This is a genomic window from Streptomyces sp. A0592 (assembly GCF_004795115.1).
Classification (GTDB): domain Bacteria; phylum Actinomycetota; class Actinomycetes; order Streptomycetales; family Streptomycetaceae; genus Streptomyces; species Streptomyces erythrochromogenes.
Map to the genome: position 1 here is coordinate 1 of NZ_SSBM01000064.1, position 21,584 is coordinate 21,584.

General features: G+C 71.7%; 19 protein-coding genes and 2 pseudogenes. 3 read left to right on the plus strand and 18 right to left on the minus strand.

Going from position 1 to position 21,584, the window contains the following annotated elements; genetic code table 11:
* A partial coding sequence (locus E6U81_RS37810; RefSeq protein WP_240804252.1) for an AIR synthase related protein occupies positions 1–1,141 on the plus strand: 1,141 nt, incomplete at its 5' end.
* 55 nt (positions 1,142–1,196) lie between these two features.
* On the opposite strand, the gene purN is transcribed toward E6U81_RS37810, so the two are convergent.
* Together purN and E6U81_RS37820 are read right to left on the minus strand one after the other, a co-directional pair.
* Complete coding sequence (gene purN, locus E6U81_RS37815; RefSeq protein ID WP_136234525.1) at positions 1,197–1,820, minus strand: phosphoribosylglycinamide formyltransferase; 624 nt, start codon at positions 1,818–1,820, stop codon at positions 1,197–1,199.
* Entirely contained in the window at positions 1,817–2,764 is a 948-nt protein-coding gene (locus E6U81_RS37820; RefSeq protein ID WP_136234526.1) for a MarR family winged helix-turn-helix transcriptional regulator, read from the minus strand. Before E6U81_RS37820 ends, purN begins: the two co-directional genes overlap by 4 nt.
* Positions 2,765–3,409: 645 nt before the next feature.
* Between E6U81_RS37820 and E6U81_RS37825 the strand changes: the two genes are divergently transcribed.
* Positions 3,410–4,216, plus strand: a complete 807-nt coding sequence (locus E6U81_RS37825) for a LuxR C-terminal-related transcriptional regulator (RefSeq protein ID WP_136234527.1) — start codon at positions 3,410–3,412, stop codon at positions 4,214–4,216.
* A 27-nt stretch (positions 4,217–4,243) separates the two neighbouring features.
* Here the strand turns inward: E6U81_RS37825 and E6U81_RS41540 are convergent.
* The 8 genes and pseudogenes from E6U81_RS41540 to E6U81_RS37865 all read right to left on the minus strand — a co-directional run.
* Positions 4,244–4,324, minus strand: a pseudogene (locus E6U81_RS41540) (Uma2 family endonuclease); the annotation flags it as partial.
* A 27-nt stretch (positions 4,325–4,351) separates the two neighbouring features.
* Positions 4,352–5,314 (minus strand): zinc-binding dehydrogenase, encoded by a 963-nt coding sequence (locus E6U81_RS37835; protein ID WP_136234528.1) that lies wholly within the window; start codon positions 5,312–5,314, stop codon positions 4,352–4,354.
* A gap of 10 nt (positions 5,315–5,324) precedes the next feature.
* Positions 5,325–6,335, minus strand: coding sequence for a ketoacyl-ACP synthase III (locus E6U81_RS37840; RefSeq protein WP_136234529.1), 1,011 nt, complete (start codon positions 6,333–6,335; stop codon positions 5,325–5,327).
* Positions 6,336–6,371: 36 nt separating this feature from the next.
* Positions 6,372–7,148 (minus strand): SDR family NAD(P)-dependent oxidoreductase, encoded by a 777-nt coding sequence (locus E6U81_RS37845; RefSeq protein ID WP_136234530.1) that lies wholly within the window; start codon positions 7,146–7,148, stop codon positions 6,372–6,374.
* Positions 7,148–11,179 carry a non-ribosomal peptide synthetase gene (locus E6U81_RS37850; protein ID WP_168714859.1) on the minus strand — a complete coding sequence of 1,344 codons (4,032 nt, stop codon included), beginning with the start codon at positions 11,177–11,179 and terminating at the stop codon, positions 7,148–7,150. Before E6U81_RS37850 ends, E6U81_RS37845 begins: the two co-directional genes overlap by 1 nt.
* A gap of 75 nt (positions 11,180–11,254) precedes the next feature.
* The gene (locus E6U81_RS37855) at positions 11,255–11,530 is read right to left on the minus strand and encodes a chorismate mutase (protein WP_136234532.1); all 276 of its coding nucleotides are present in this window, start codon (positions 11,528–11,530) and stop codon (positions 11,255–11,257) included.
* A gap of 2 nt (positions 11,531–11,532) precedes the next feature.
* A complete protein-coding gene (locus E6U81_RS37860) occupies positions 11,533–11,781 on the minus strand; it encodes a hypothetical protein (protein ID WP_136234533.1) in 249 nt (82 codons plus the stop codon).
* An 87-nt stretch (positions 11,782–11,868) separates the two neighbouring features.
* Positions 11,869–12,306 (minus strand): hypothetical protein, encoded by a 438-nt coding sequence (locus E6U81_RS37865; protein WP_136234534.1) that lies wholly within the window; start codon positions 12,304–12,306, stop codon positions 11,869–11,871.
* Between the two features lie 56 nt (positions 12,307–12,362).
* Here E6U81_RS37865 and E6U81_RS37870 point away from each other — a divergent pair, with 56 nt between their 5' ends.
* Positions 12,363–13,382, plus strand: a complete 1,020-nt coding sequence (locus tag E6U81_RS37870; protein ID WP_136234535.1) for a LuxR C-terminal-related transcriptional regulator — start codon at positions 12,363–12,365, stop codon at positions 13,380–13,382.
* Here the strand turns inward: E6U81_RS37870 and E6U81_RS37875 are convergent.
* The 8 genes and pseudogenes from E6U81_RS37875 to E6U81_RS37910 all read right to left on the minus strand — a co-directional run.
* A pseudogene (locus E6U81_RS37875) lies at positions 13,377–14,392 on the minus strand (hydroxyacid dehydrogenase); the annotation flags it as partial. The gene E6U81_RS37870 and the pseudogene E6U81_RS37875 sit on opposite strands and share 6 nt — an antisense overlap.
* Positions 14,389–15,192: a 4'-phosphopantetheinyl transferase superfamily protein gene (locus E6U81_RS41545; protein WP_136234537.1), complete on the minus strand. Its 804-nt coding sequence runs from the start codon at positions 15,190–15,192 to the stop codon at positions 14,389–14,391. The pseudogene E6U81_RS37875 and the gene E6U81_RS41545, both read right to left, overlap by 4 nt.
* Positions 15,189–15,941, minus strand: a complete 753-nt coding sequence (gene fabG, locus E6U81_RS37885) for a 3-oxoacyl-[acyl-carrier-protein] reductase (protein WP_136234538.1) — start codon at positions 15,939–15,941, stop codon at positions 15,189–15,191. Before fabG ends, E6U81_RS41545 begins: the two co-directional genes overlap by 4 nt.
* The gene (locus tag E6U81_RS37890) at positions 15,938–17,011 is read right to left on the minus strand and encodes a beta-ketoacyl synthase N-terminal-like domain-containing protein (protein WP_136234539.1); all 1,074 of its coding nucleotides are present in this window, start codon (positions 17,009–17,011) and stop codon (positions 15,938–15,940) included. Before E6U81_RS37890 ends, fabG begins: the two co-directional genes overlap by 4 nt.
* Positions 17,008–18,276 carry a beta-ketoacyl-[acyl-carrier-protein] synthase family protein gene (locus E6U81_RS37895; protein WP_240804253.1) on the minus strand — a complete coding sequence of 423 codons (1,269 nt, stop codon included), beginning with the start codon at positions 18,274–18,276 and terminating at the stop codon, positions 17,008–17,010. The genes E6U81_RS37890 and E6U81_RS37895 overlap by 4 nt, the downstream gene beginning before the upstream one ends.
* Positions 18,273–18,530 (minus strand): acyl carrier protein, encoded by a 258-nt coding sequence (locus E6U81_RS37900; protein WP_136234540.1) that lies wholly within the window; start codon positions 18,528–18,530, stop codon positions 18,273–18,275. The genes E6U81_RS37895 and E6U81_RS37900 overlap by 4 nt, the downstream gene beginning before the upstream one ends.
* Before the next feature lie 34 nt (positions 18,531–18,564).
* Entirely contained in the window at positions 18,565–18,774 is a 210-nt protein-coding gene (locus tag E6U81_RS37905) for an MbtH family protein (RefSeq protein WP_136234541.1), read from the minus strand.
* Between the two features lie 103 nt (positions 18,775–18,877).
* Positions 18,878–21,584 (minus strand): alpha/beta fold hydrolase (locus E6U81_RS37910; RefSeq protein ID WP_136234542.1); only part of this gene is annotated, 2,707 nt, incomplete at its 5' end.

Here is a 21,584-nt window from a genome sequence, read left to right on the forward strand (position 1 = left end):
GATCGTGGACGTGCCCCCGGGCACCGTCGCCCACGAGGGCCCGGTCTACAACCGCCCCTACGCCCGCCCCGACTGGCAGGACGCCCTCCAGGCCGACGACGCCGGCAAGCTGCCCCGACCGCAGACCGGTGAGGAACTGAAGGACCAGGTCCTGAAGGTCGTCTCCTCGCCGAACCAGACGTCCAAGGCGTGGATCACGGATCAGTACGACCGGTTCGTGCAGGGCAACACCGTCCTGGCGCAGCCCGAGGACGCGGGCATGATCCGCATCGACGACGAGACCAACCTCGGCGTGGCGATCGCGACGGACGGCAACGGCCGCTACGCCAAGCTCGACCCGTACACCGGTACGCAGCTGGCGCTGGCGGAGTCGTACCGCAACGTCGCCGCCTCCGGCGCCAGGCCGATCGCGATCTCCAACTGCCTGAACTTCGGCTCACCCGAGGACCCGGCGGTGATGTGGCAGTTCGCCGAGGCCACCCGCGGCCTGGCCGACGGCTGCCTCCGGCTCGGCACACCCGTCACCGGCGGCAACGTCTCGCTCTACAACCAGACCGGCGACGTCGCGATCCACCCGACCCCGGTCGTCGCCGTCCTCGGCGTGATCGACGACGTCAACCGCCGCACCCCGATCGCCTTCACCGAACCGGACCGGCTCCTCTACCTCCTCGGCGACACGCGCGAGGAGTTCGGCGGCTCGGCCTGGTCCCAGGTCATCCACCAGCACCTGGGCGGCATGCCTCCGGCTGTGGACCTCGACCGCGAAAAGCTCCTCGGAGACACCCTCATCTCCGCCTCCCGCGAGGGCATGATCGACGCCGCACACGACCTGTCCGACGGCGGACTGATCCAGGCCATCACCGAGTCCTGCCTGCGCGGCAACACCGGCGCCCGCCTCATCGTCCCCGACACCCTCGACGCCTTCACCTTCCTCTTCTCCGAATCAGCCGGCCGCGCCGTCGTCGCCGTCCCCCGCAGCGAGGAATCCCGCTTCATCGACATGTGCGGCGCACGCGGCCTGCCCGCCACCCGCATCGGCGTCATCGACGGCCACACCATCGACATCCAGAACCAGTTCACCATCCCCCTGAACGACCTGCGCACCGCACACGAAACCACCGTCCCAGGTCTGGTGAACTGAAAGAGGGCTGTGACCGTTTCCCGCGGTGGGGAGACGGTCACAGCCCGGGCACCGCTCAGGGAATGAGGACCCTGCGTCCTACCAGGCGGTGTCCGTGCCGGGCGAGGCGCCCGACGACGTCGACCAGCAGTGTGCGTTCGACTTCCTTGATCCGCTCGTGCAGGAGGGCCTCGTCGTCCTCGTCCCGGACGTCGACCACGCCCTGGGCGATCACGGGGCCGGTGTCGACGCCCTCGTCCACGAAGTGGACCGTGCAGCCGGTGACCTTGACGCCGTACGCAAGCGCGTCGCGCACTCCGTGGGCGCCCGGGAAGCTCGGCAGCAGGGCGGGATGGGTGTTGACGACCCGGCCGCCGAACCGGGTCAGGAACTCCTTTCCGAGGATCTTCATAAAGCCGGCCGACACGACGAGATCGGGCTCATACGCGGCGACGTGGTCGGCGAGCGCGGCGTCCCACGCCTCCCGGGAGGCGTGGTCCCGCACCTGGCACACGAAGGTCGGCACCCCGGCCCGTTCGGCACGCTCCAAGCCGGCGACACCGGGCCGGTCGGCGCCGACGGCGACGACGGTCGCGCCGAACTCCTTCGGGTCGCGGGCCGAGGCGTCGAGGAGGGCTTGCAGGTTCGTACCGCCGCCGGAGACGAGGACGACCAGGCGGGTGGCAAGGTGAGGTGTCATGACAGGGCGTCCACCAGTGCGTCTCCGCGCAGGGTGCGGCAGATCCGCACCTCGCGTCCCTGCCGCTCGCGGCAGAGCAGCCCGGCCTGCTCCAGCGCCCGGCAGTGGTAGGTCACCGTGCCGGCGGTGCAGTGCAGCAGGTCGGCGAGCGTCCCCATGGACACGGACTGGGTGCCCTTGCGCAGGATGACGGCCCGCAGTTGACCGAGTGTCAGGGCCAGCGGGTCGGACGGGGTGCGCTCCTCGCCTTCGGTCCCCCGGAGCAGCCTGGTCAGGCCGGCCAGCGGGTATCCGATGTGGGCGTGGCCGTCCGCGTCGACACGGGCGACGCAGGCGCGGGTGCCCGAGACGAGGGGCGTGAGCGTCAGGCGCCGGAGTGCGACGGGCGCGGTCACCGGCGTATTGGCGGGGAGGACGAGGTTCCCGTCCGCGAAGGAGATCCTGGGGCTGAGATCGGCCAGAACGGATGCCATGGCTCCGGTGACGGATGCCACACCGATGCGGCCGATCTCCCTTTCGAGGAGTGGTTTACTCCGCTGCCAGGTCCCGGACAGTTGCTCCCACACCGCGCGAGCCATGGCGGCGTACGCGAGCAGGAATGTGGAGGGACTGTCGACGACTTTCCGCCAAATGAGCGGCACCTTTCCGTCGTACATTCGGCCGATTTCGGCCAGCAGCGCCTGCGGCGCCGTTTCGGCAATTCGCTGTGTCTCGTGGCGAATACTTTCGCCTCCCGCGTCCCCGCGTATCCAGAGCAGGGACGGGATGTGGAAGGAACCCGTCGAAGTGAGGGTTCCCGCAGCGTCGGACAGGTAGCCCGGGCTCACCGCCCTGAGCGACCTGCGCAGGTTCACCGGCACGCCCTGGGGCATCCCGAAGGTGTCTGCCAGTAGTGAGATGACGGACATGCCCGGCTGTACGGAAACCGATACTGGTATGTCCACGTTCGTTCCTACCTGAAGTCGGACGATATCGCCCACTTCGCTCCCCCGTTGTTCAGATTCCAGCGGCGAACCGCATACGAGCCGCACGCCGGGGAAGCGCCCCCGGCGTGCCATCTGTCGAAGACCGGCGGCCGATTGCAGCGGCCACCCGCGGGTGCACTCCCGCTGTCAGAGCGATCCGGGAACCGGTACGTCAACACGGCGCCAGGTATGGCCGAAATGAGATGTGCGCATGGAGCCACCTGCCCTGCCGACGTGACGTGAATCGGTGCACAGATCAGGCGAGGGTATGGCAAGACGACACCGTCCCCCCGCACGGCGATCCTCGGTCTCCATCCTTACCCGACCGCCATGTGCAAGGCCAACGAGGGCAGTTGCCTGATGTTACATTTCACATCTGTGAAGCGGCATCAAGAATGCGAGACAGCCCCCCATTGCGGCCAAGCCAATCCACAGGCGCCCTGCGATTGGGCCAAGGAGCTGTACCGACAAGCGGTAGTTGAAAAGGACAACTTCACTGACGACGTACCCGATTGCCTGCGCAAGCTTCACCTGCTCATAACGTCGGGGCAGGAGGACGGCCCGGCGTACGCGGTTCCGCCGCCGGTCGCCGCCGAGGCGGCCCTCCGGCCGGTGGAGGAGGAGATGTCCCGGCTGCGGCGCGAGGCGGCACGCATCCGCGCGGCCATGGCGTCCTACGACGCGGTCTACTCCGAGGCCAGGAGCCGGGGCGAGGAGACCCTCACCGTCATCTACGGTGAACGCGCCATTCACCACGCGCTCCAGGCCGCCGTGAAGACCTGCGCCGAGGAGCTGCTCGTCTCCCAGCCGGGCGGCGGCCTGCCGGTCCGGCTGCTGCACCGGGGCATCGGGCTGAGCCTGCCGCTGCTGGAGCGGGGCGTGCGTCAGCGCACGCTGTACCAGCACTCGGCGCGGAGCCACAAACCGACGCTGGCCCACATCGAACGGCTCCTCGGCCACGGCGCAGAGGTCCGCACCCTGGCGGAGGCGCCCGACCAGCTGCTCGTCTGCGACCGGGACGTGGCGTTCTTCCCGGCGGGGGAGGACGGGGGGCACGCGATGGTGATCGCCAAACACCCGGACCTGGTGCGGTACCTCAGGGCGATGTTCGAACGTTCCTGGGCGCGGGCCGAACCGGTGGAGCCGTCGGCGTCCCGCCAGGAGGACCGCCCGTTCCTCGACGACCTCCAGCGGACGATCCTGCGGGCCATGGTGGAGGGCGAGACCGACGAGCGCATCGCCCGCCGGATCGGTCTGAGCCGCCGTACGGTCGTGTCCCACATCCGCAAGGTGGCGGAGCGGTTCGGCAGCAACAGCCGCGCACAGCTGGGCTACTTGCTCGCCGGATCGGGCCTGCTCGCCGAGGAGGGCGGCGATGCGCGCGGCCCCGGGGCCCCGCCGTCCCGGGAGGGTCCGCCCCCGGCGCCGTGACACCCGGGGCTCCGCGGGCCGTTCTCGCGGCAGGTCCGTCAGCAGGAGGTCCGGCTCGGGACGGTTGCGGGCATCGAGGCGGATCGTCATCTCCCGCTCGACCCGAAGCCGGCCGGTACCTGCGCCCGCGGGGGCTCAGAGGGTGAAGACGATCTTGCCGAAGTGCTCGCCGGATTCCATGCGGGCGAAGCCCTCGTGGGCGCGGTCGAGGGGCAGGGCGCCGTCGATGGTCGGGCGTACGCCGGTGGTGACGCAGAAGGACAGCAGGGCTGTGAGCTCCTCCTTGGTCGCCATGGTCGAACCGGCGATGGTGAGTTCCCGGTAGAAGATGCGGGTGAGCTCCGCCCGCGTGGGCCGGTCCCCGCTCGTGGCGCCCGAGATGACCAGCGTGCCACCCCGTCGCAGCGACTGCACCGAGTGGGACCAGGTGGCGGCACCGACGGTCTCGATCACCGCGTCCACGCGGTGCGGCAGTCGTTCGCCCGGGGCCAGTGCCGCGACGGCGCCGAGCCGCACCGCCCGCTCGCGCTTGCGTTCGTCCCGGCCGGTGGCGAAGACGCGCAGGCCGGCCGCCGTGCCCAGCACGATCGCGGCGGTGGCCACTCCGCCCCCGGCGCCCTGGACGAGGACCGAGCCGCCGGGGCGCACGGCGGCCTTGGTGAAGAGCATGCGGTACGCGGTCAGCCAGGCCGTCGGCAGGCAGGCGGCCTCCGCGAAGGAGAGAGCCGGCGGTTTGGGCACGAGGTTCGCCGTGGGTACGAGCACCTGTTCGGCGAAGGTGCCCTGGTACTTCTCGGTGAGGATCGAGAGGGGTTCCCCGGGAGCGAGCCCGTGGCCGGTCAGTCCGACGACAGGGTGCAGGACGACCTCGTTGCCGTCCTCGTCGACGCCTGCCGCATCCGTGCCGAGAATCATGGGGAGCCGCTCGGTGGAGAGCCCGACCCCGCGCAGCGACCACAGGTCGTGGTGGTTCAGAGAGGCGGCCCTGACGTTGACGCGGCTCCATCCCGTACGGGCCCGCGGAGCGGGACGTTCCCCCACCCGCAGTCCCTGGAGGGGCTGTCGCAGTCCGATCTCGGCGGCATAGGCGGCGAACATGAGGGGGCGGTCACCACTCTCGCTGCGGGAAGTTCTCGCTGCCGCACCAGTGGACGACGGTTCCTCCGTAGCTCATTCCGGCGCCGAAGCCGAGCAGGAGTACGGCATCGCCGGGGCTGAGCCGACCCGTTCGCTCGGCTTCGGCGAGCGCGATCACCACGCTGGAGCCGCTGGTGTTGCCCAGCCTGTCGGCCACGATGACGGCCTTGTCGCCCGGTTGGCCGAGGAGCTCGATCAACTGCCTTATGAGGGTGGGGTTCGCCTGGTGAGTGACGATCAGTTTCACGTCGTCGAGGGTGACGCCCGCCGATTCGATCACCCTGTGCACGAGGCCGGGAACGACGGAGAGGGCGAAGTCCTTGACCCCTCTGCCATCCATGCGCGTCACGTTCGCCCCGCTGAAGCGGTTCAACTGTCCTTCGACCGGCAGGCGTTCGATGAGAGCCGTGTAGTAGCGGTCCGGGTCCGTCCCCAGGAGCGTCCGGCCGATCCCCGGGCTGTCCGAGCAGTGCTCCAGGAGGTAGCAGGCGGCGCCGTCCCCGAAGATCGCGTGCTGCGTCCGGTCGTCCGGGTCGTTCAGCTGGGCCACGGTGTCGGCGACGACCACGGCCACGCGGCCGTACTGTCCCGACTGCATGTACTTGTGACCGACGTCCAGGGCGAAGAGGCCGCCGGCGCAGCCGCCCGCGTTCACGTCGAATCCGGGAACGCCGTGGATCTGCGCCTTGTGCAGGATCATCGTGGCCACGGCCGGGATCATGTGATCGGGGGTGGAGGTGCAGCAGATCAGGAGATCGATGCTTCCCGGTTCCACACCGGCCCGCTTGCACGCGTCCTCGAACGCCCCGAGGGCGAGGTCCGAGGTGAGCTCGTCGGGCCCGGCGACGCGGCGGCTGACAATACCGAGCCGCTCGCGCATCCAGGCGTCGCTGGTGTCGAAGCGCTCGACGAGTTGTGCGTTGGTGACCTCGTTCTCGGGCACGCACACGCCTATGGAGCGTATGCCGACAGATCCGTTCATGATTCCTTCACTTCCCCCGTCTCGGATTCTGCGGTTTCACGAGCCATGACGCCGTAGGCCGGGAGACATGCGCACCGCGCCGTCAAGGCGAATCGTCTCTCCGTTGATCATCTGGTTCTCGATGATGTGGGCGACGAGCCCGGCGAACTCGGCGGGATCTCCCCACCGCTGTGGATGGACGAGATCGCGGTCCAACGCTCCGCGGGCCTCCTCGGGCACCGCAGCGACCGCAGGTGTCGCGAAGAATCCCGGTGCGACGGTGACGACGCGGATGAGCGAACCGGCCAACTCGCGCGCCAGGGGAAGCGTCATGGAGACGATCCCGCCCTTGGACGCCGCGTAGGCCGCCTGTCCGACCTGCCCGTCGAAAGCGGCCAGGGAGGCCGTGTTGATGATGACGCCGCGCTCCTGCTTCACCGGCGGGTTCGCGGCCATGCGCTCGGCGGCCAGGCGTACGACGTTGAAGGTGCCCACGAGGTTGGCCGTGACGACGTCCGTGAACCGGCCCAGGGAATGCGGTCCCGACCGGCCGACCACCCTTGCCGCGTGGGGCACTCCGGCACAGTTCACGACGATGCGGAGGGAGCCGCACCGCGTCGCGGTGTCCACGGCTGCGGCCACCTCCGACTCGCTCGCGACGTCGCCGCGTACGAACACCGCCGAGCCGCCCAGGGTCTTCAGTGCCGCCCGGCCGCGCTCCCCGCTCCGGCCGAAGACGACCGGAAGGACGCCGGAGGCCATGAGCCGCTCGGCGACGGCGAGCCCGAGTCCGGAGGTGCCGCCGGTGATCAGGGCTACCGTGGCGGGTGGCATCAGTTCTCCTCGTCCGGGGTGCCGGGGTGTCCGGACACGCCGAGACGTCCGGCGATGACCGAGGCGAGTGCGCGTGGCTGATGGGCGACGAAGTAGTGTCCGCCCCCGCGGATCTCGGCCAGCTCGACGTGAGTCGCGTAGCGCTTCCAGTCCAGGTAGGCGTGCTCGTAGCCCTGCGTGGCGCTGTCGGCATCACCGATGACCAGGACGAGCGGTGCGGCCAGCGGCCGGTGACGGTCCTTCTCCCCTTCGAGCTGGAAACGCAGGCCTTGCGTCATGTCGTGCCGGATCACCTTCAGGACGGTCTGCAGATCGGATTCCTCCAGCGCCCCGTCGAATCCGCCGAGCGACTTCATGTACGCGTACAGAGCGTCTGCGGACCAGACCCGGGCGCGTTCCAGTTCCCGCGCGGGCGCTGCGGCGGGCAGTGCCGCACCGATGTACAGGGCCGCCGGCTCCCGCCCCTGCCGCTCCAGTCGTTGCGCGACCGCCAGCGCGAGAGCCGAACCGGCGCAGTGGCCGTACAGGGCGAAGGGGCCGCCGAGGGAGCCGCTGATCTCCGCGGCGATCAGGTCGGCCGTCTCGTCCAGGGACAGCAGGGGTTCCTGGGGCCGGGTCGGGTCGTGTCCGGGCAGCGCGGCGCTCCAGGTCTCGATCCCGGGTGCCAGCTCGGTGGCAAGGCGGTGGTAGGCCGCCGCGGTGCCGCCTCCGTAGGGGATGCAGACGAGCGTGACCTCCGCGCCTCCCGGGCCTCCCGCGCCTCCCGGGCCTCCCGCGCCTCCCGGGCCGGCGGCCAGGCGCCGCAGGATGCGCCGCCGTCCGGCGGTGGCCCCGCCGCCGGGGGTGTCGCGGGCCTCGTGCGTCCCGTGCGTCTCGCGGATCTCCCGGATGCGGAGGGCCAGGCTCTCCGGTGTGGGGTGCTGGAACACGTCGAGGACGTCGGTGCCCCGGCCGAGGCGGCGGGCCAGACGCACCGCTTTGAAGGAGTCTCCGCCCAGGTCGAAGAAGTCGTCGCCGGGGGAGACCCCGCGCACCCCGAGGGCGTGCCGGAAGGCGTCGACGACCTCTTGCTCGGCGGGGGTCGACGCAGCAGCGGCGTCCGGACCGGCGGCCGTCACCGGATCCGGCAGGGCGCGCCGGTCGAGCTTTCCGTGGGGAGTGAGGGGGATCCGGTCGATCGCCGTCACGGTGGCCGGCACCATGTGGGAGGGCAGCCGGCGCGCGAGGCGACGGCGCAGGCCGGCCGTATCGAGGCCCGACGGATCCGCGGGCACGACATACGCGGCCAGGACGCTGTCGCCGACCGCGTCCTGGCGTACGACGGCACAGCAGCTCTCGACGCCCGGGGCGGCCCGCAGCTCGGCCTCGACCTCCCCCGGTTCGATCCTGTGCCCGCGGATCTTCACCTGGTCGTCCGCGCGGCCTTCGTAGTGGAGGAGACCCCCTGCGGTCCGGCGGGCGAGGTCTCCGGACCGGTACATGACGGAGCCGGGCGGGCCGAACGGGTCGGGCAGGAAGCGCACGGCGGTGAGGGCCGGCCGGTTCAGGTACCCGCGGGCCGTCTGCTCCCCGGCCACGTAGATCTCACCCGTCACATCGGGCGGGACGGGCCGCAGTTCGGCATCGAGGACGTAGAGCGCGAGGCCCGGCAGGCTTCGTCCGATCGGACTCCCGCCCCGGGCGGCGCGAGGGGACCCGTCGAGTGCGAGATGGCTCGCGTGGACCGTGGTCTCCGTGATCCCGTACATGTTGACCAGCGCCGGGGCGTCGCCGGGGTGCAGGGCGTACCACTCGTTTAGCCGCCGGACGTCGAGGGCCTCACCGCCGAAGACGATGTAGCGCAGGCCCAGCTTCCGACCGAGCCCGGGATCGTCCCTGTACGCCTGCAGGAGCTGCTGGAACGCCGAGGGCGTCTGGTTCAGCACGGTGACGCCTTCCTCCACCAGGAGCCGGAGGAAGCGGTCCGGCGCTCGGCGCGTGGCCGGGGGGACCAGGACGAGGCGTCCGCCGTGCAGCAGGGGTCCCCACAGCTCCCAGACGGAGAAGTCGAAGGAGAAGGAGTGGGCCATGGTCCATACATCGCCCGCACCGAAGTCGAACAGTTCCCGGGTCGCCGAGAAGAGGCCGAGCACGTTCCGGTGCGGGACGACCACGCCCTTGGGTCGCCCCGTGGAACCCGAGGTGTGGATGACGTAGGCGGCGTTGTCCCGGGTGAGGGGGCAGGTGCGCTCCTCGGCGCGCAGATCGTCCTGGGGGAGAGCGGCCAGGTGCGCCCGGGTGTCCGCGCCGTCGATCTCCACGGTGACCAGGTCCGGGACGGTAGGCCGCGGTGTCCCGCGCTCCGTGCCGAGCAGCAGGGAGGGCTCCGCGTCCGCGAGCAGGGAAGCGATCCGGTCCGGCGGGTACTCCGGGTCGACGGGAAGGTACGCAGCGCCTGATTTGAGGACCGCCAGGAGCGCCACCACGAGATCGACGGACGGCGGCAGGCAGAGCGCCACCAGACGCTCCGGCCCGCAGCCGTGCCGCACGAGCAGCCGCGCCAGCCGATTGGCCCGCGCGTTCAGCTCTCCGTACGACAGGGCCGAAGTCCCGCACGTCACGGCCACCGCGTCCGGCGTCCGGCTCGCCTGCGCCTCGAAGGCCTCCACGAGAGTGCGGAACCCGTTGTCCGGGTGCTGCCGCGGGCGCACCTCCAGGAACGCGCGCCGCTCCTCCTCGCTGAGCACGTCGATCTCACCGAGCGGACGGTCGGCCCGTGCGACGACCTGTCGCAGGAACGCCTCGAACCGCGTCCGGTGATCGCTGAGGTCCCCGGCGGTGTAGAGGCCCGCGTTGGCGTCGATCGTGAACGTCAGGCCCCCGGGCGTCGCGTACACGCCCAGCATGAAGTCCTCGATCGGGCCCGGCGCGAGGTTGTGGTGCTGCGCGGAGCACGCGCCGAACGACGGCTCCGCGTCGAGCGACAGGACGTTCACCGTGGGGCCGAAGACGCGGCCGCTTCCCCGCAGCGTGCGCAGGCCGCGCCGGATGTCCTCGAACCGGTATCGCCGGTGGGCGCGCGTCTCGTCCAGCTTCCGGGAGACGCGCTCCAGCAGTGCGAGGAAGCTGCCCGAGTCGGCACCGCGCACGCGCAGCGGAATGATGTTGGAGACCATGCCCGGAGTCGTCGCCGCCGCGTCCGTACGGCGGTTCGACACCGGAAGCCCCAGTACGGCGTCGGGTGAACCCGTGATCCGGCTGACGTACGCGGCGAACGCGGCGATCACCAGGTGTGACCACTTCACGCCATGGGCGGTGGCGAACCCGTCCAGAAGCTTCCTGAGTCCGGTGTCCGCGCTCCAGGTTTCCCTGAGTGCGACGCCCGTCGGAGCCATGGACGCTTCGGTGAAGCCCGGCACGTGCTCGATGTCGGCGAACTCGCCGAGCCAGTAGCGACGGTCGTCCTGGAAGCCGGTCGAGGCGCGGTAGCGGCGGTCCTCCTCGACGAGGGGGGCCAGGCGTCCGAAGGGTGTGGCGGACGGTGCCCGGCCGGCGGTCAGCGCACCGTAGACCTCCGCGGCACGGTGGACGAGGAGCTGTGAGCCCACGCCGTCGCAGACAATGTGGTGCAACTGCCAGAACCACAGGTGTCTCTCCGGCGAGAGGCGAAGAACCGCTTGGCTCTGGACGGCTCCCGCGGCAGGGTCGAGCGGGGAGCCGATGCGCGCGCGCATCCAGTCGTGCGCCGCGTCCCACGGCTCTGCCCGGCCGGTGAAGTCGATGAGCGGCACGTGGGGATCCGGTCGGGGCTCCACCTGTTGCCACGGGCCCTCCGCGTCCTCGCCGACGGACACACGCAGGGCTTCCGCCTCGATGACGACCCGGCGGACCGCTTCCTGAAGCAGAGCGGGGTCCAACGGACCCCGGATGTCGAGGAATTCGGCGTAGGAGTACGCGAGCTCGGAATGGTCCAGCCGCTGGCCGTACCAGATTCCGGCCTGGCCCTCGGTGAGGGGAAGCCTGGGCGGGAGGTCGACGGATGAACCGGGCACGACGGAGCCCTCTCGTGGAAGGAGGGCCGGGAGAGCCGGCCCTCCTGTTCGGTGCTGCTGGGTGGACCCGTACACCTACGGGGCAGGGACGCTCGTGCCGCGGCAGATCTCCAGCACGGCCATCGCGATCGCCGTTCCCTGCCGCCCGTACGCCTCCGTGTACGGGGCGATGACGTGCATCTCGCGGGCGAGGTCGGTTCGGGTGCCGCCGCAGGACAGGCGCGCGCGCTGGACTTCGCGGGAGAGCGCGCGGCGGCGCTCCAGCAGGGTGCGGATCTCGGCGTCCACGAGGTTGAGGTCGGCGCGCAGCGCGGCCACGTCCGTGAGTGCGGCCGGTTCGGCGTGCGCCATGATCAGTTGCCCCAGGTGTGGCCGAGGGGCTTCAGCAGGTCCGCGATCCCCGAGGGGTTCTCCTGCGCCGTGCCGGCGAGGGTCTTTGCCACCGCCGCGGTGGTGCTGCCCGGGGCGGTCTCCGAGGCCATGGCCGCCGACGCCGGCACGGTCGCCGCGAAGAGGGCGAGGGCGACGGTGGCGACCCTGAGGGCGGCGGGCTTGACGGTGGTGTGGTTGCCGTGGCCGCGGTGGTGGACGGTGGCGCGCATTCTGTGTTCCCCCTGGAATTTGCACTTCGGTGTGGAGCCCGTTCTCGGGCAGCTCGAGTCTCACACTCACCGCGTGTCCCGTCAGCACTACCGATTGTCAGGGTCCTGTGATGGCAGCTCCCTGACATGAAGGCGGCTCCGGGCGCCTGCCCCGAGCTCTTCCAGGGTGCTGAGGAGCGAGGTGGCCGGCGCCCAGCCGAGTTCCCTGCCGGCCGTCGCCGGCAGAGCGCGGGCCATGAGGCGGACCGCCGCCGCCTCGGTGCCCTTGCTGTCGGGATGGCCGAGGAAGAACGTCAGGCGCGCGCCGCCGTCGGGCGTGCGGAATATGTGGACGTGTTCCAAATGGTCCTCGGGAAGGGCGAATTGGCGAATGTGAACGTCGAGTGCGGGCTCGCCGGGAAGGGCTCCGGCGGGCACGGTCGCCGTTACGATGAACATGGGTCGCGCCTCCGCGAATTTGCTGTGAACCAGCTCGAATACCAGTGAGTAACGTTGCTCGTGATCGAACGGGTCTGAGATAGTCAAGGGGACTGGGCTGCGGTTTTGTGCGGTCGACCGGGGACTCTGGGGGGAGTTGCTACATGGGACAACTGGGTCTTGATGCGGATGCGGAGGCTGTGTACCGCATCCTGCTGAAACGGCCCCGGGCCGGTGTCGTGGAGATCGCCGAAGGGCTCGGCTGGCCCGTCGAGCGCGCCAAGGCCACCCTGGACGGACTCGCCGAACTCACGCTCGTACGGAACTCCTCCGAGGAGCTGGGCAAGGTCCGCCTCGTCAACCCGGAGTTCGGGCTCGCCGGCCTCCTGCAGCGTCAGGAGCAGGAGCTGGCCCAGCGCCAGCAGGCCGTCGCCGCCACCCGGCTGGCCATCACGCAGGTGCTCAGCGAGTACGGCGAGGACCAGGAGGCGCAGACCGACGAGGTCCGCCGGTACACCGGACTCGACGCCATCAACTCCCAGATCGAGCGGCTGGCGCACGGGGCGGAGAGCAGTGTCGAGGTGTTCGCGCCGGGGGGCGCCCAGACGGAGGCGTCCCTCGAGGCCGCCCGGCCCCTCGACCAGGCCGCGGTCGAGCGCGGTGTGCAACTGCGCTACGTCTACCTGGACTCGGTACGCAACGACCCCGCGACGCTGAGCTACGCACGCTGGCTGCACGACATCGGCGGCGAGGTGCGTGTGCTGCCCCAGCTGCCGCCGCGGATGATCATCTTTGATCGCCGCGCCGCCATCGTGCCCATCGACCCCGAGGCCGCCGCCCGCGGGGTGCTGATCCTGCGGGGTGCCGGTGTCGTCACCGCCCTGGTCTCGCTCTTCCAGCAGACCTGGGAGCAGGCGCAGCCGCTCGGCGTGAGCAGGGCGACGGCGCAGCCGGACGGGCTCACCGGGCAGGAGCGGGCCGTTCTCGATCTGCTCTTCGAGGGGCACACCGATGATGTCGTCGCCCGCAAGCTCGGCGTATCGGTGCGTACGGGCCGCCGGATCACCGCCGACCTGATGGCCCGTCTCGGCGCACGCAGCCGCTACCAGGCGGGGGCGCTTGCGATGGAGCGCGGCTGGCTCGGGCCTGGTGCGGAGATCTGCGAAGAACCCGGGAACGACTGACCCCGCCCGGCGCGCCATGCCGTTCCCCGGCTTCACCGCGCGTGCGCGGGGGTCTCGCGCGGCGCGTTGACCGCGTCGGGTACGGGCATCCCCGTGAGCGCGAGCAGCACGGACTCTGCGGCCTGGGTGCCGGCCCGGTCCTGCGCCTCGGGAGTGCTCGCGCCCAGGTGAGGTGTCGCGATCACGTTCTCCAGCTCGAACAGCGGGGAGTCCGTGCAGGGCTCCTGCGCGTACACGTCCAGGGCGGCTCCCGCGATCCGGCCCTCCTTGAGCGCCGCGTACAGCTCCTGCTCGTCGACGATCCCGCCGCGCGCCGCGTTCACGAGGCGCAGATCGGGGCGGACGCGTTGGAAGGCGTCGAAGCCGATCAGTCCGGAGGTCCGCTCGTTCAGCGGCAGATGGACGGTGAGGAACTGTGCCCGGGCCAGGACCTCGTCGAGGCTGGTCAGGCGCACGCCGAGACCGCGGGCGTGCCCCTCGTCCGCGTACGGGTCGTACGCGATCACCTCCATGTCGAACGCGGCGAGCCGGCGCGCCACCAGCGAGCCGATCCGGCCGAGGCCGAGGATGCCGAGCGTCTTGCCCGCCAGCTCCACACCCGTGTAGGAGCCGCGCGCCCAGCGGCCGTCCTTGAGCGCGGCGTGCGCCTGCGGGACATGGCGGGCGAGGGACAGGAGCAGCGTGATGGCGTGCTCGGCGGCGCTGACGACATTGGACGCGGGAGCGTTGGCGACGAGGACACCGGCGGCGGTGGCCGCGGGCACGTCGACGTTGTCGAGCCCCACCCCGGCCCGGGCGACGACCTTGAGCCGTGGCGCCGCTGCGAGGGCCTCGGCGTCGATACGGGTGGCGGAGCGCACCAGGACGGCATCGGCCTCGGCGAGGGCGGCGAGCAGCGCGGGCCGGTCGGTGCCGTCGACGTGCCGCACCTCGGTGGCGGCGTCCCGTGCGAGGACCTCGGTGGCCTGCGCGCTGAGCGCGTCGGCGATGAGGACGACGTACTGACTCATGAGGCGAGTGGCCTTTCAGCGGCGGGAAGGATGGGGTGGCACGACGTTCCGGGTACGGCCGTCGACGCGGCGACCGCGGCCAGCAGGGCGGACCCGTCGTGCTGTGTCGGGCGTACCGGGGCGCCGGAGGCGGCGAGAGCGGCCAGGTGGCCGGTACCCGCGTCCAGGTCGTACAGGTACAGGGGCAGGCGGGGGCGTTCGGGCCCTGACCAGGACACCAGCCGGGGCGGGGCGTCGGGCGCCGTGAGGTGCAGGAGCTCCGGGGCCACGGCGAGCCCGTCGCCGGTCGCCTTGAGCAGGGCCTCCTTGCGCGTCCAGTAGCGCACGAAGCCCTCGGGGCGCCGCGCCGCGGGCAGAGCCGCGAGGGCGGTGCGCTCCGGCGCGCAGAGAACCCTTTCCGCGGTCTCCGGCGCGAACGGCGCGATCCGCTCCACGTCGACACCGATCTCCGTGCCGAGTGAGAGGGCGACCACCACACGCTCGCCGGAGTGCGACCAGGAGAGCCTGAGCGGCATCGGCGGCTGGGGCTTCCCGTGCGGGCCGCCGCAGCGCTTGCACACCACGGTCAGCGGCAACGTCGCAGCCGGTATGCCCAGTTGAGCGGCGGCCACCGTACGGGCGAGCGCGTGCGCGGTGAGGTGGAGCGCCCGGTCGGCCGGCCGGCGCAGCCGGTCGGCGCGGGCACGCTCACCCTCGTCGAGGAGCCCGGCCAGCCGAGGGTGGGCGTCGCCGGCCGACGCCCACCACAGCTGGCACGCCCCGGGCCGCAGCGCCGGTACGGCCCCAGCGGCACCCGTCACAGCCCGCCGTCCACGGGCAGCACGGCGCCGGTGACGTACGAGGCCCGCGCCGAGGCCAGGAAGGCCACGGCCTCGGCGACCTCCGCCGCGAGCCCGGTCCGGCCCAGGGCCGTGCGCTCGGCGACCTGCTTCTTGACCTGGTCGTCGAGCACCGCCGACATGTCGGTGTCGATCAGGCCCGGAGCCACCGCGTTGACGCGGATCCCGCGCCGGCCGACCTCCTTCGCGAGGGAACGCGAGAACGCGATGATCCCGGCCTTGGAGGCGGCGTAGTTGGTCTGGCCCGCGTTGCCGTACAGGCCGGACACGGAGGCGACGGTCACGATGCTGCCGCCCCGGCGCTTCATCATCGGGAAGACCACGGACCGGCAGACGTGGTAGACGCCGTCCAGGTTGGTGTCCACGACCTCGTGCCAGTCGCTGTCGGACATCAGCAGAAGGGGCTTGTCCCGGGTGATGCCGGCCGAGGTGACGGCGACCGAGACCGGGCCGAAGTCCCGCTCGGTGGCCTCCACCCAGTCCCGTACGGACTGCGCGTCGGCGACGTCGACCCGCCGCGCCAGGGCCCGGGCCCCGAGACCGGCCAGCTCCTTCTCCAGGTTCGCGGCGGCCTGCTCGTCGCCGCGGAAGCAGAAGGAGACGTCATGGCCGTCCTGTGCGAGGCGCAGGGCGACGGCCCGGCCGATCCCGCGGGAGCCGCCGCTGATGAGGGCGACGGGCCTGGAGTCCACGTTCTCGTGGACGCTCATGCGGCCTCTCCTTCCGTCAGCAGCCGCAGCACGGCGCACCCCACGGGGCCGTCCGGGTCCGTGGCGGTGATGAGCGCGATGCGGCCCGGCTCACCCGGCTCGGCCAGCAGCGCCGCGAGCTGGTACGCGCCGGTGGCCGCGGCCGTCTCGCCGAGCAGCGCGACGGACGCCGTGCGCGCGCGCACTTCCGCGGGGAACAGCTCCTCGTGCACCCGGCGCTCCTGCTCGCCCGCCGGGCCGGGGGCCTCTCCGGGCACGGCCGCCCAGACCGCCCCGGACGGGACGCCCGCCTCCGCGAGCGCGGCGCGCACGGCTGCTGTGAGCGCCGCGGTGAACTCGCCCGGCGGCGCGACCCGGTGGTGGACCGAGAGCACCTCGGCCAGCGGTTCACCGGTCGCGGTGTCGCCGTCTTCCAGGAGGACCATCACGCAGCCCTCGCCCAGCACCACGCCGCCGCCGTGCGCCGCCCGCGTGAGGTGGGCGCGGGTCGCCGAGAACTCCTCGGCCGATCCGGCCAGCATCCGCTGGGCACGCCCGTCGGCGAGCAGCCGGCACGCCTGCTCCAGGGCGACGAGGCCGGAGAGCCGGCCGGCCGCGACGGTGGTGTTGGGGCCCTTGAGCGCATGGCGTATCGCACCGGCCGAGGCGGCCCTGTTCATCGCCATGTTGGGGATCCTCGACGGCATCACGTCGATGGGACGCTCCCCTTCGAGGGAGGCCTTGGTGAACTCCATGAACCCCTGGATGCTGCCGGAGGCCGTGCCGAGCACGATCCCGGTGCCGAGATCACCCTCCTCGCCGGCCGGGGGCTCGCCGGACAGCACCTCCCGGACGGTCACCGCGGTGAGCCCGGTCAGCCGGTCCATGCCCCGGGTGCCGACCTTCCCCAGTGCCTCGCGGACCTCGAACCCGGGCACGACACGGGCGGTCGCGGCCGGCTGCGCCGTCCACTCCTCGGGCCCGGCGGACTCGGGCGGTGCGGTACGGGTGCGCAGCCCTGCGGCGAGCGGGGCACGGCCCGTGCCGTACGGCGACACGGCCGACCATGCGGTGATGACCGCGGTACTCATCGGACGTACTCCCCTCGGTGGCTTTCATGGCGGCCGAGCAGGACCACGGCGTTGTTGCCGCCGAACGCCAGGCCGTTGTTCTGCACGATGCGCACGTCGGCGGGGACCGAGGCGTTGGGTACGACGTCGACGGGGCAGTCCGGGTCGGTGCTGCGGTGGTTGGCCGTCGGCGGGATGAACCCGTGCCGGATGGCGAGCGCCGAGGCGATGGCGCCCAGGGCGCTGGCCGCTCCCATGGTGTGGCCGATCATCCCCTTGACGCCGACGGTGCGGGGCGCGTCGTCCCCGTACACCTGGCGGATGGCCGCGATCTCGGTGGTGTCGTTGGTCCGGGTGCCGGTGCCGTGCGCGGAGATCAGGTCGACCTCGTCCGGTTTGACGGACGCGTTCTCCAGGGCCAGGCGGATACAGCGGGCGACGCTGTCCTCTTCGGGTGTGGTGGGGTGCGAGGCGTCGCAGTTGAGGCCGTAGCCGAGCACCTCCGCGTAGATGTGCGCGCCACGGGCGAGCGCCGACTCCTCGGATTCGAGCAGCAGCAGCCCCGCGCCCTCGCCGGTGAGCAGGCCCACGCGGTCGGCGTCGAACGGACGGCACTCGTCGGGTGCGACCAGGCCGAGCCGGGCGAAGCCTGCGAAGGTCTTGCGGTTCAGCGCGTCCGCGCCGCCGACGAGCGCCCATGCGGAGCGGCCGCTGCGGACGGCGTCGAAACCGGAGCCGATCGCGTAGTTGCCGGCGGCGCAGGCAGTGGCGATCGTCGACGACTCCACATCGGACAGCCCGAGTTCGCGCACGACACCGAGCGCGAGACTGCCCGTGGCGGTCCTGCTCAGGGCCCCGCCGGTGAACGCGCCGAGCCCGATGGCGAGCGCCGACTGGGTGAGCAGGTCGAGCTCGCCGACCTCGCCGTCGGTGGTGCCGACGACGACGGTGCCGCGCCGCTCGCGCAGCCAGGCCTCGTCGAGGCCGGCGTCGTCGAGCGCCATCCGGGCGGCCGCGGCGGCGAACTGCGTGGCGCGGCCGCTGTGTTCGGGACGTACCCGGTGCAGTGCGGCGGCGGCGTCGAAGCCGTGCACCTGGTGGCCGCGGCGGCTGGGGAAGCCGGTGGTGTCGAAGGCGGTGATGTCCCCGGTGCCGACCCGGCCGGCCCGCAGGGCGGTGGTGAACTCCGCGACCCCGTTGCCGATGCTGGACAGCACGCCGCAGCCGGTGAGGACGACCCGGCGCGGCCCCGCGACGGGGCCGGCCGGAATCCCGGCGGCACTCACGGCGTACGCCGCTCGGCAGTGGCGAGCACTTCGAGTACGGCGTCCAGGTGGACCAGCTTGACCAGGTCGTCCTGCGGGATGACCACGCCGAGCTCCTTCTCGATGCGGGAGAGGATCTCGATGGCGCCCAGCGAGTCCGCGCCGTGGTCCTCGATGAACAGGCTGGTGCCGGTGAGCTCGTCGTCGTCGAGCTCCAGGATGTCGGTGATGATGGCCCGAACGGCCGGGACGTCCACGGGGGTGTTCACAGTCATGGCAGCTGCCTCTCGGATCTGGATGGCCTGGTGCTCAGGCGGCGGTGCGGATCAGGGACTTGGGACGCATGTCGGTCCAGGTGCGTTCGATGTGGTCGAGCGCGGCCTCGCGGGGGCCGGCCGGAAGGACGGTGGTCCAGCCGGCCGGGACGGCGGCGAACTCGGGCCAGATGCAGTGCTGCCCCTCGTCATTGGCCAGCACCAGGAAGGTGCCGTTTTCGTCGTCGAACGGGTTGTTCTTCATGGCTTCTCTTTCTCCGGGTGCATGTAGGGAAAGCGGTGGGGGATTCGTGGGGGGATCCGCCGGGAGCGCTCGCCTGAATTCCGTACGAGCGCGTCCCGCACGTTCACCGCAGTGATTCGAGGTGCGCGGCGATGATCCGGCCGATCGTCCGCTGCGGTTCGGGCCGCATCATTCCGTCGTGGTCGGAGGCCACGCCGTGGTGGGAGATGCGGCCGCCGATGTACGGCTCCCATTCCGCGACCGTGGGGGACCGCTCGTCCGTGCCCTGCTCGGCCGCCACGAAGAGCACGTCCCCGCTGAAGCGGTCCGGCGTGAACTGCGCGCTGAGCACCGCATGGTTGCGCACGATCCGCAGCAGCCGGGCCAGCTGCTCCTCGCTGAGGCCGGCCAGCGGGTTGGCGTCCCGCCGGAACAGGGACAGGACCTCGGAGAGTGTGGGCTCGCCGCCGGCGAACGCGGCCGCGTCGTACCCGCAGTACTCGAGGATCTTCGCGAGCAGGGCCCGGTCGTCCGGGATGCCGTCCGGCTCGGGGACCGGGTAGCTGTCGAGGTTGGCGAGGAGCGCGACTCGGTGTCCGAGACCTTCGAGGCGGGTGGCCGCCGCATGGGCGAGAAGTCCGCCGAAGGACCAGCCGAGAATATAGTAGGGCCCGGCCGGCTGAATTTCCAGAATTCTGCGTACGTATTCCTCCGCCATTTCCGCGACCGATGACGGAAGCGGCGATTCCGAAACGATTCCGGACGCTTGGAATCCGTACACGGGGAATTCCTTGGCCAGGTGTTCGGCGAGCCCGAGGTAGGGCCAGCTGAGACCCACGCCGCCGTGCATGAAGAACAGCGGTGCGCGGGTGCCGTCGGGCCGGATGGGCAGCACGGTCTCGAAGGCCTCGGTGAGCAGCGAGGGCCGCCGCTCGCCGACCCCTGAGGGACCGCCCGCGGCGAGTTCACCGGCCCGCTCGGCCAGAGTGCGCAGCGCGCGGAACCAGCCCTCGGCCAGCGCCTCCGCGTCGCCCGGCTCCAACACCTGCCCCGCCCACGTCCAGTTGGCGACCAGGACGGGTCCGTCGGGGCCGTCCTCGACCAGGGCGTCCACCTCGATGGCATGGCCGATGGGCATGCCGCCGGACGTGGCCGCGAACGCCTCCCGCGACTCGGGTGCGGCCGCCCACCCGCCGTCGTACGACTCCACCGCGGCGAAACGGCCCAGGTAGTTGAACCCGAGCTGCGGGTTCACCACCGGCAGCGGAGCGGATCCGTCGCCGAGATGACGCAGGATGCCGTGGCCGAGGCCGTGGTCGGGCAGCGCCGCGAGCTGCTCGCGCATCTCCTTGACCGACTGCTCGGCACCGAGCGCGGCGGCCCTCAGCAGCACCGGGTGGGTGCTGGTGAACCAGCCGGCCGTGCGGGAGAGGTCGACGCCCGCGTGCAGTTGTTCGCGGCCGTGGGTCTCGACCTCGACGAGCAGGCTCCGGCCGCGCCATTCGGCGACCGCGAGATCGAGGCCGGCGAGCAGCACGTCGTTGACCTCGGCCTGGAAGGCGGCGGGGCCGCGCTCCAGGAGCGGGCCGGTGTGCTCGGCCGGCAGGGTCACGCGCAGCGTCCGGGCCGTGGCGTAGGTGTCCCGGGCCGGATCCAGCGGACGCGCCCCGACCGGCTGCTCCGCGCGGGACAGCAGTTGCTTCCAGTGGGGCAGTTCCTCGCCGCGGTCCGCGGCCTGCCCCCGCAGCAGCTGCGACCAGTGGCGCAGCGAGGTGCCGACCGGGTCGAGTGCCGTGCCGGGACGCTCGTACGCGGTGAGCAGGTCCGGCAGCAGGATGCGCCAGGTGACGCCGTCCACCACCAGGTGGTGCAGCATCAGGACCAGCCGGCCGGGGAGGCTGTCCCCGCGGTCGATCCACACGGCCTGCAGCGTTACCCCGTCGCGCGGGGCGAGCCGGTTGCGGGCGGCCTCCGACTGGGCGGCGACGGCCCGCCGCAGCAGCGTCTCGTCCGCGTAGGCGCGATGACCGGCGTCGATGCGGGTCACCAGGGGCGCGACCCGGACCGTACCCGGCTCGCCGATCACGAGCCGCCAGTCGTCGGCGCCCTGTCCGGCCAGCCGCAGCCGCAGGGCGTCGTGGTGGTCGACGATCCGCTGAAGTGCTCCGGTGAGCCGCTCCTGGTCAAGGCCCGCGGGGGTGGTGAGGACGACGGACTGGTTGAACCCGTCGACCGGGCCGCCCTCTTCGAGCAGCCGCAGCATGACCGGCGTGAGCGCCAGTTCGCCCACGCCGTCGTCGGTGCCGACGATCTCGACCGGCTCCGCCTCGACGACGGCGCCGGCCAGCGCGGCCACCGACTTGTGGGTGAACACATCGGCCGCCGTGACCCGCAGTCCGGCCCGCCGGGCGCCGGCGACCACCTCGATGGAACGGATGCTGTCGCCGCCGAGGTCGAAGAAGCTGTCGTCGATGCCGATGGAGGGCAGTCCGAGCACGTCCGCGAACACCGCGCACAGTGCGCGCTCGGTGTCGGTACGGGGCTGCCGCGCGGGCCCGGTCGCGAGGGCCTGCGGATCCGGTGCGGGGAGGGCCTTGCGGTCGATCTTTCCGTTGGGGGTGAGGGGGAGCGCGTCCAGGGTGAGGTAGGTGCTGGGGAGCATGTAGTCGGGCAGGGTGGCGGCGAGTGCGGTTCTGGGGTCGTCGGTGGTGCCGATGAGGTAGGCGACGAGGCGTCCGTGGTGGACGGCTGCGGCGGCGTCGGTGATGCCGGGGAGTCGGCGGAGTGCGGTTTCGATTTCGCCGAGTTCGATGCGGTGGCCGCGGATCTTG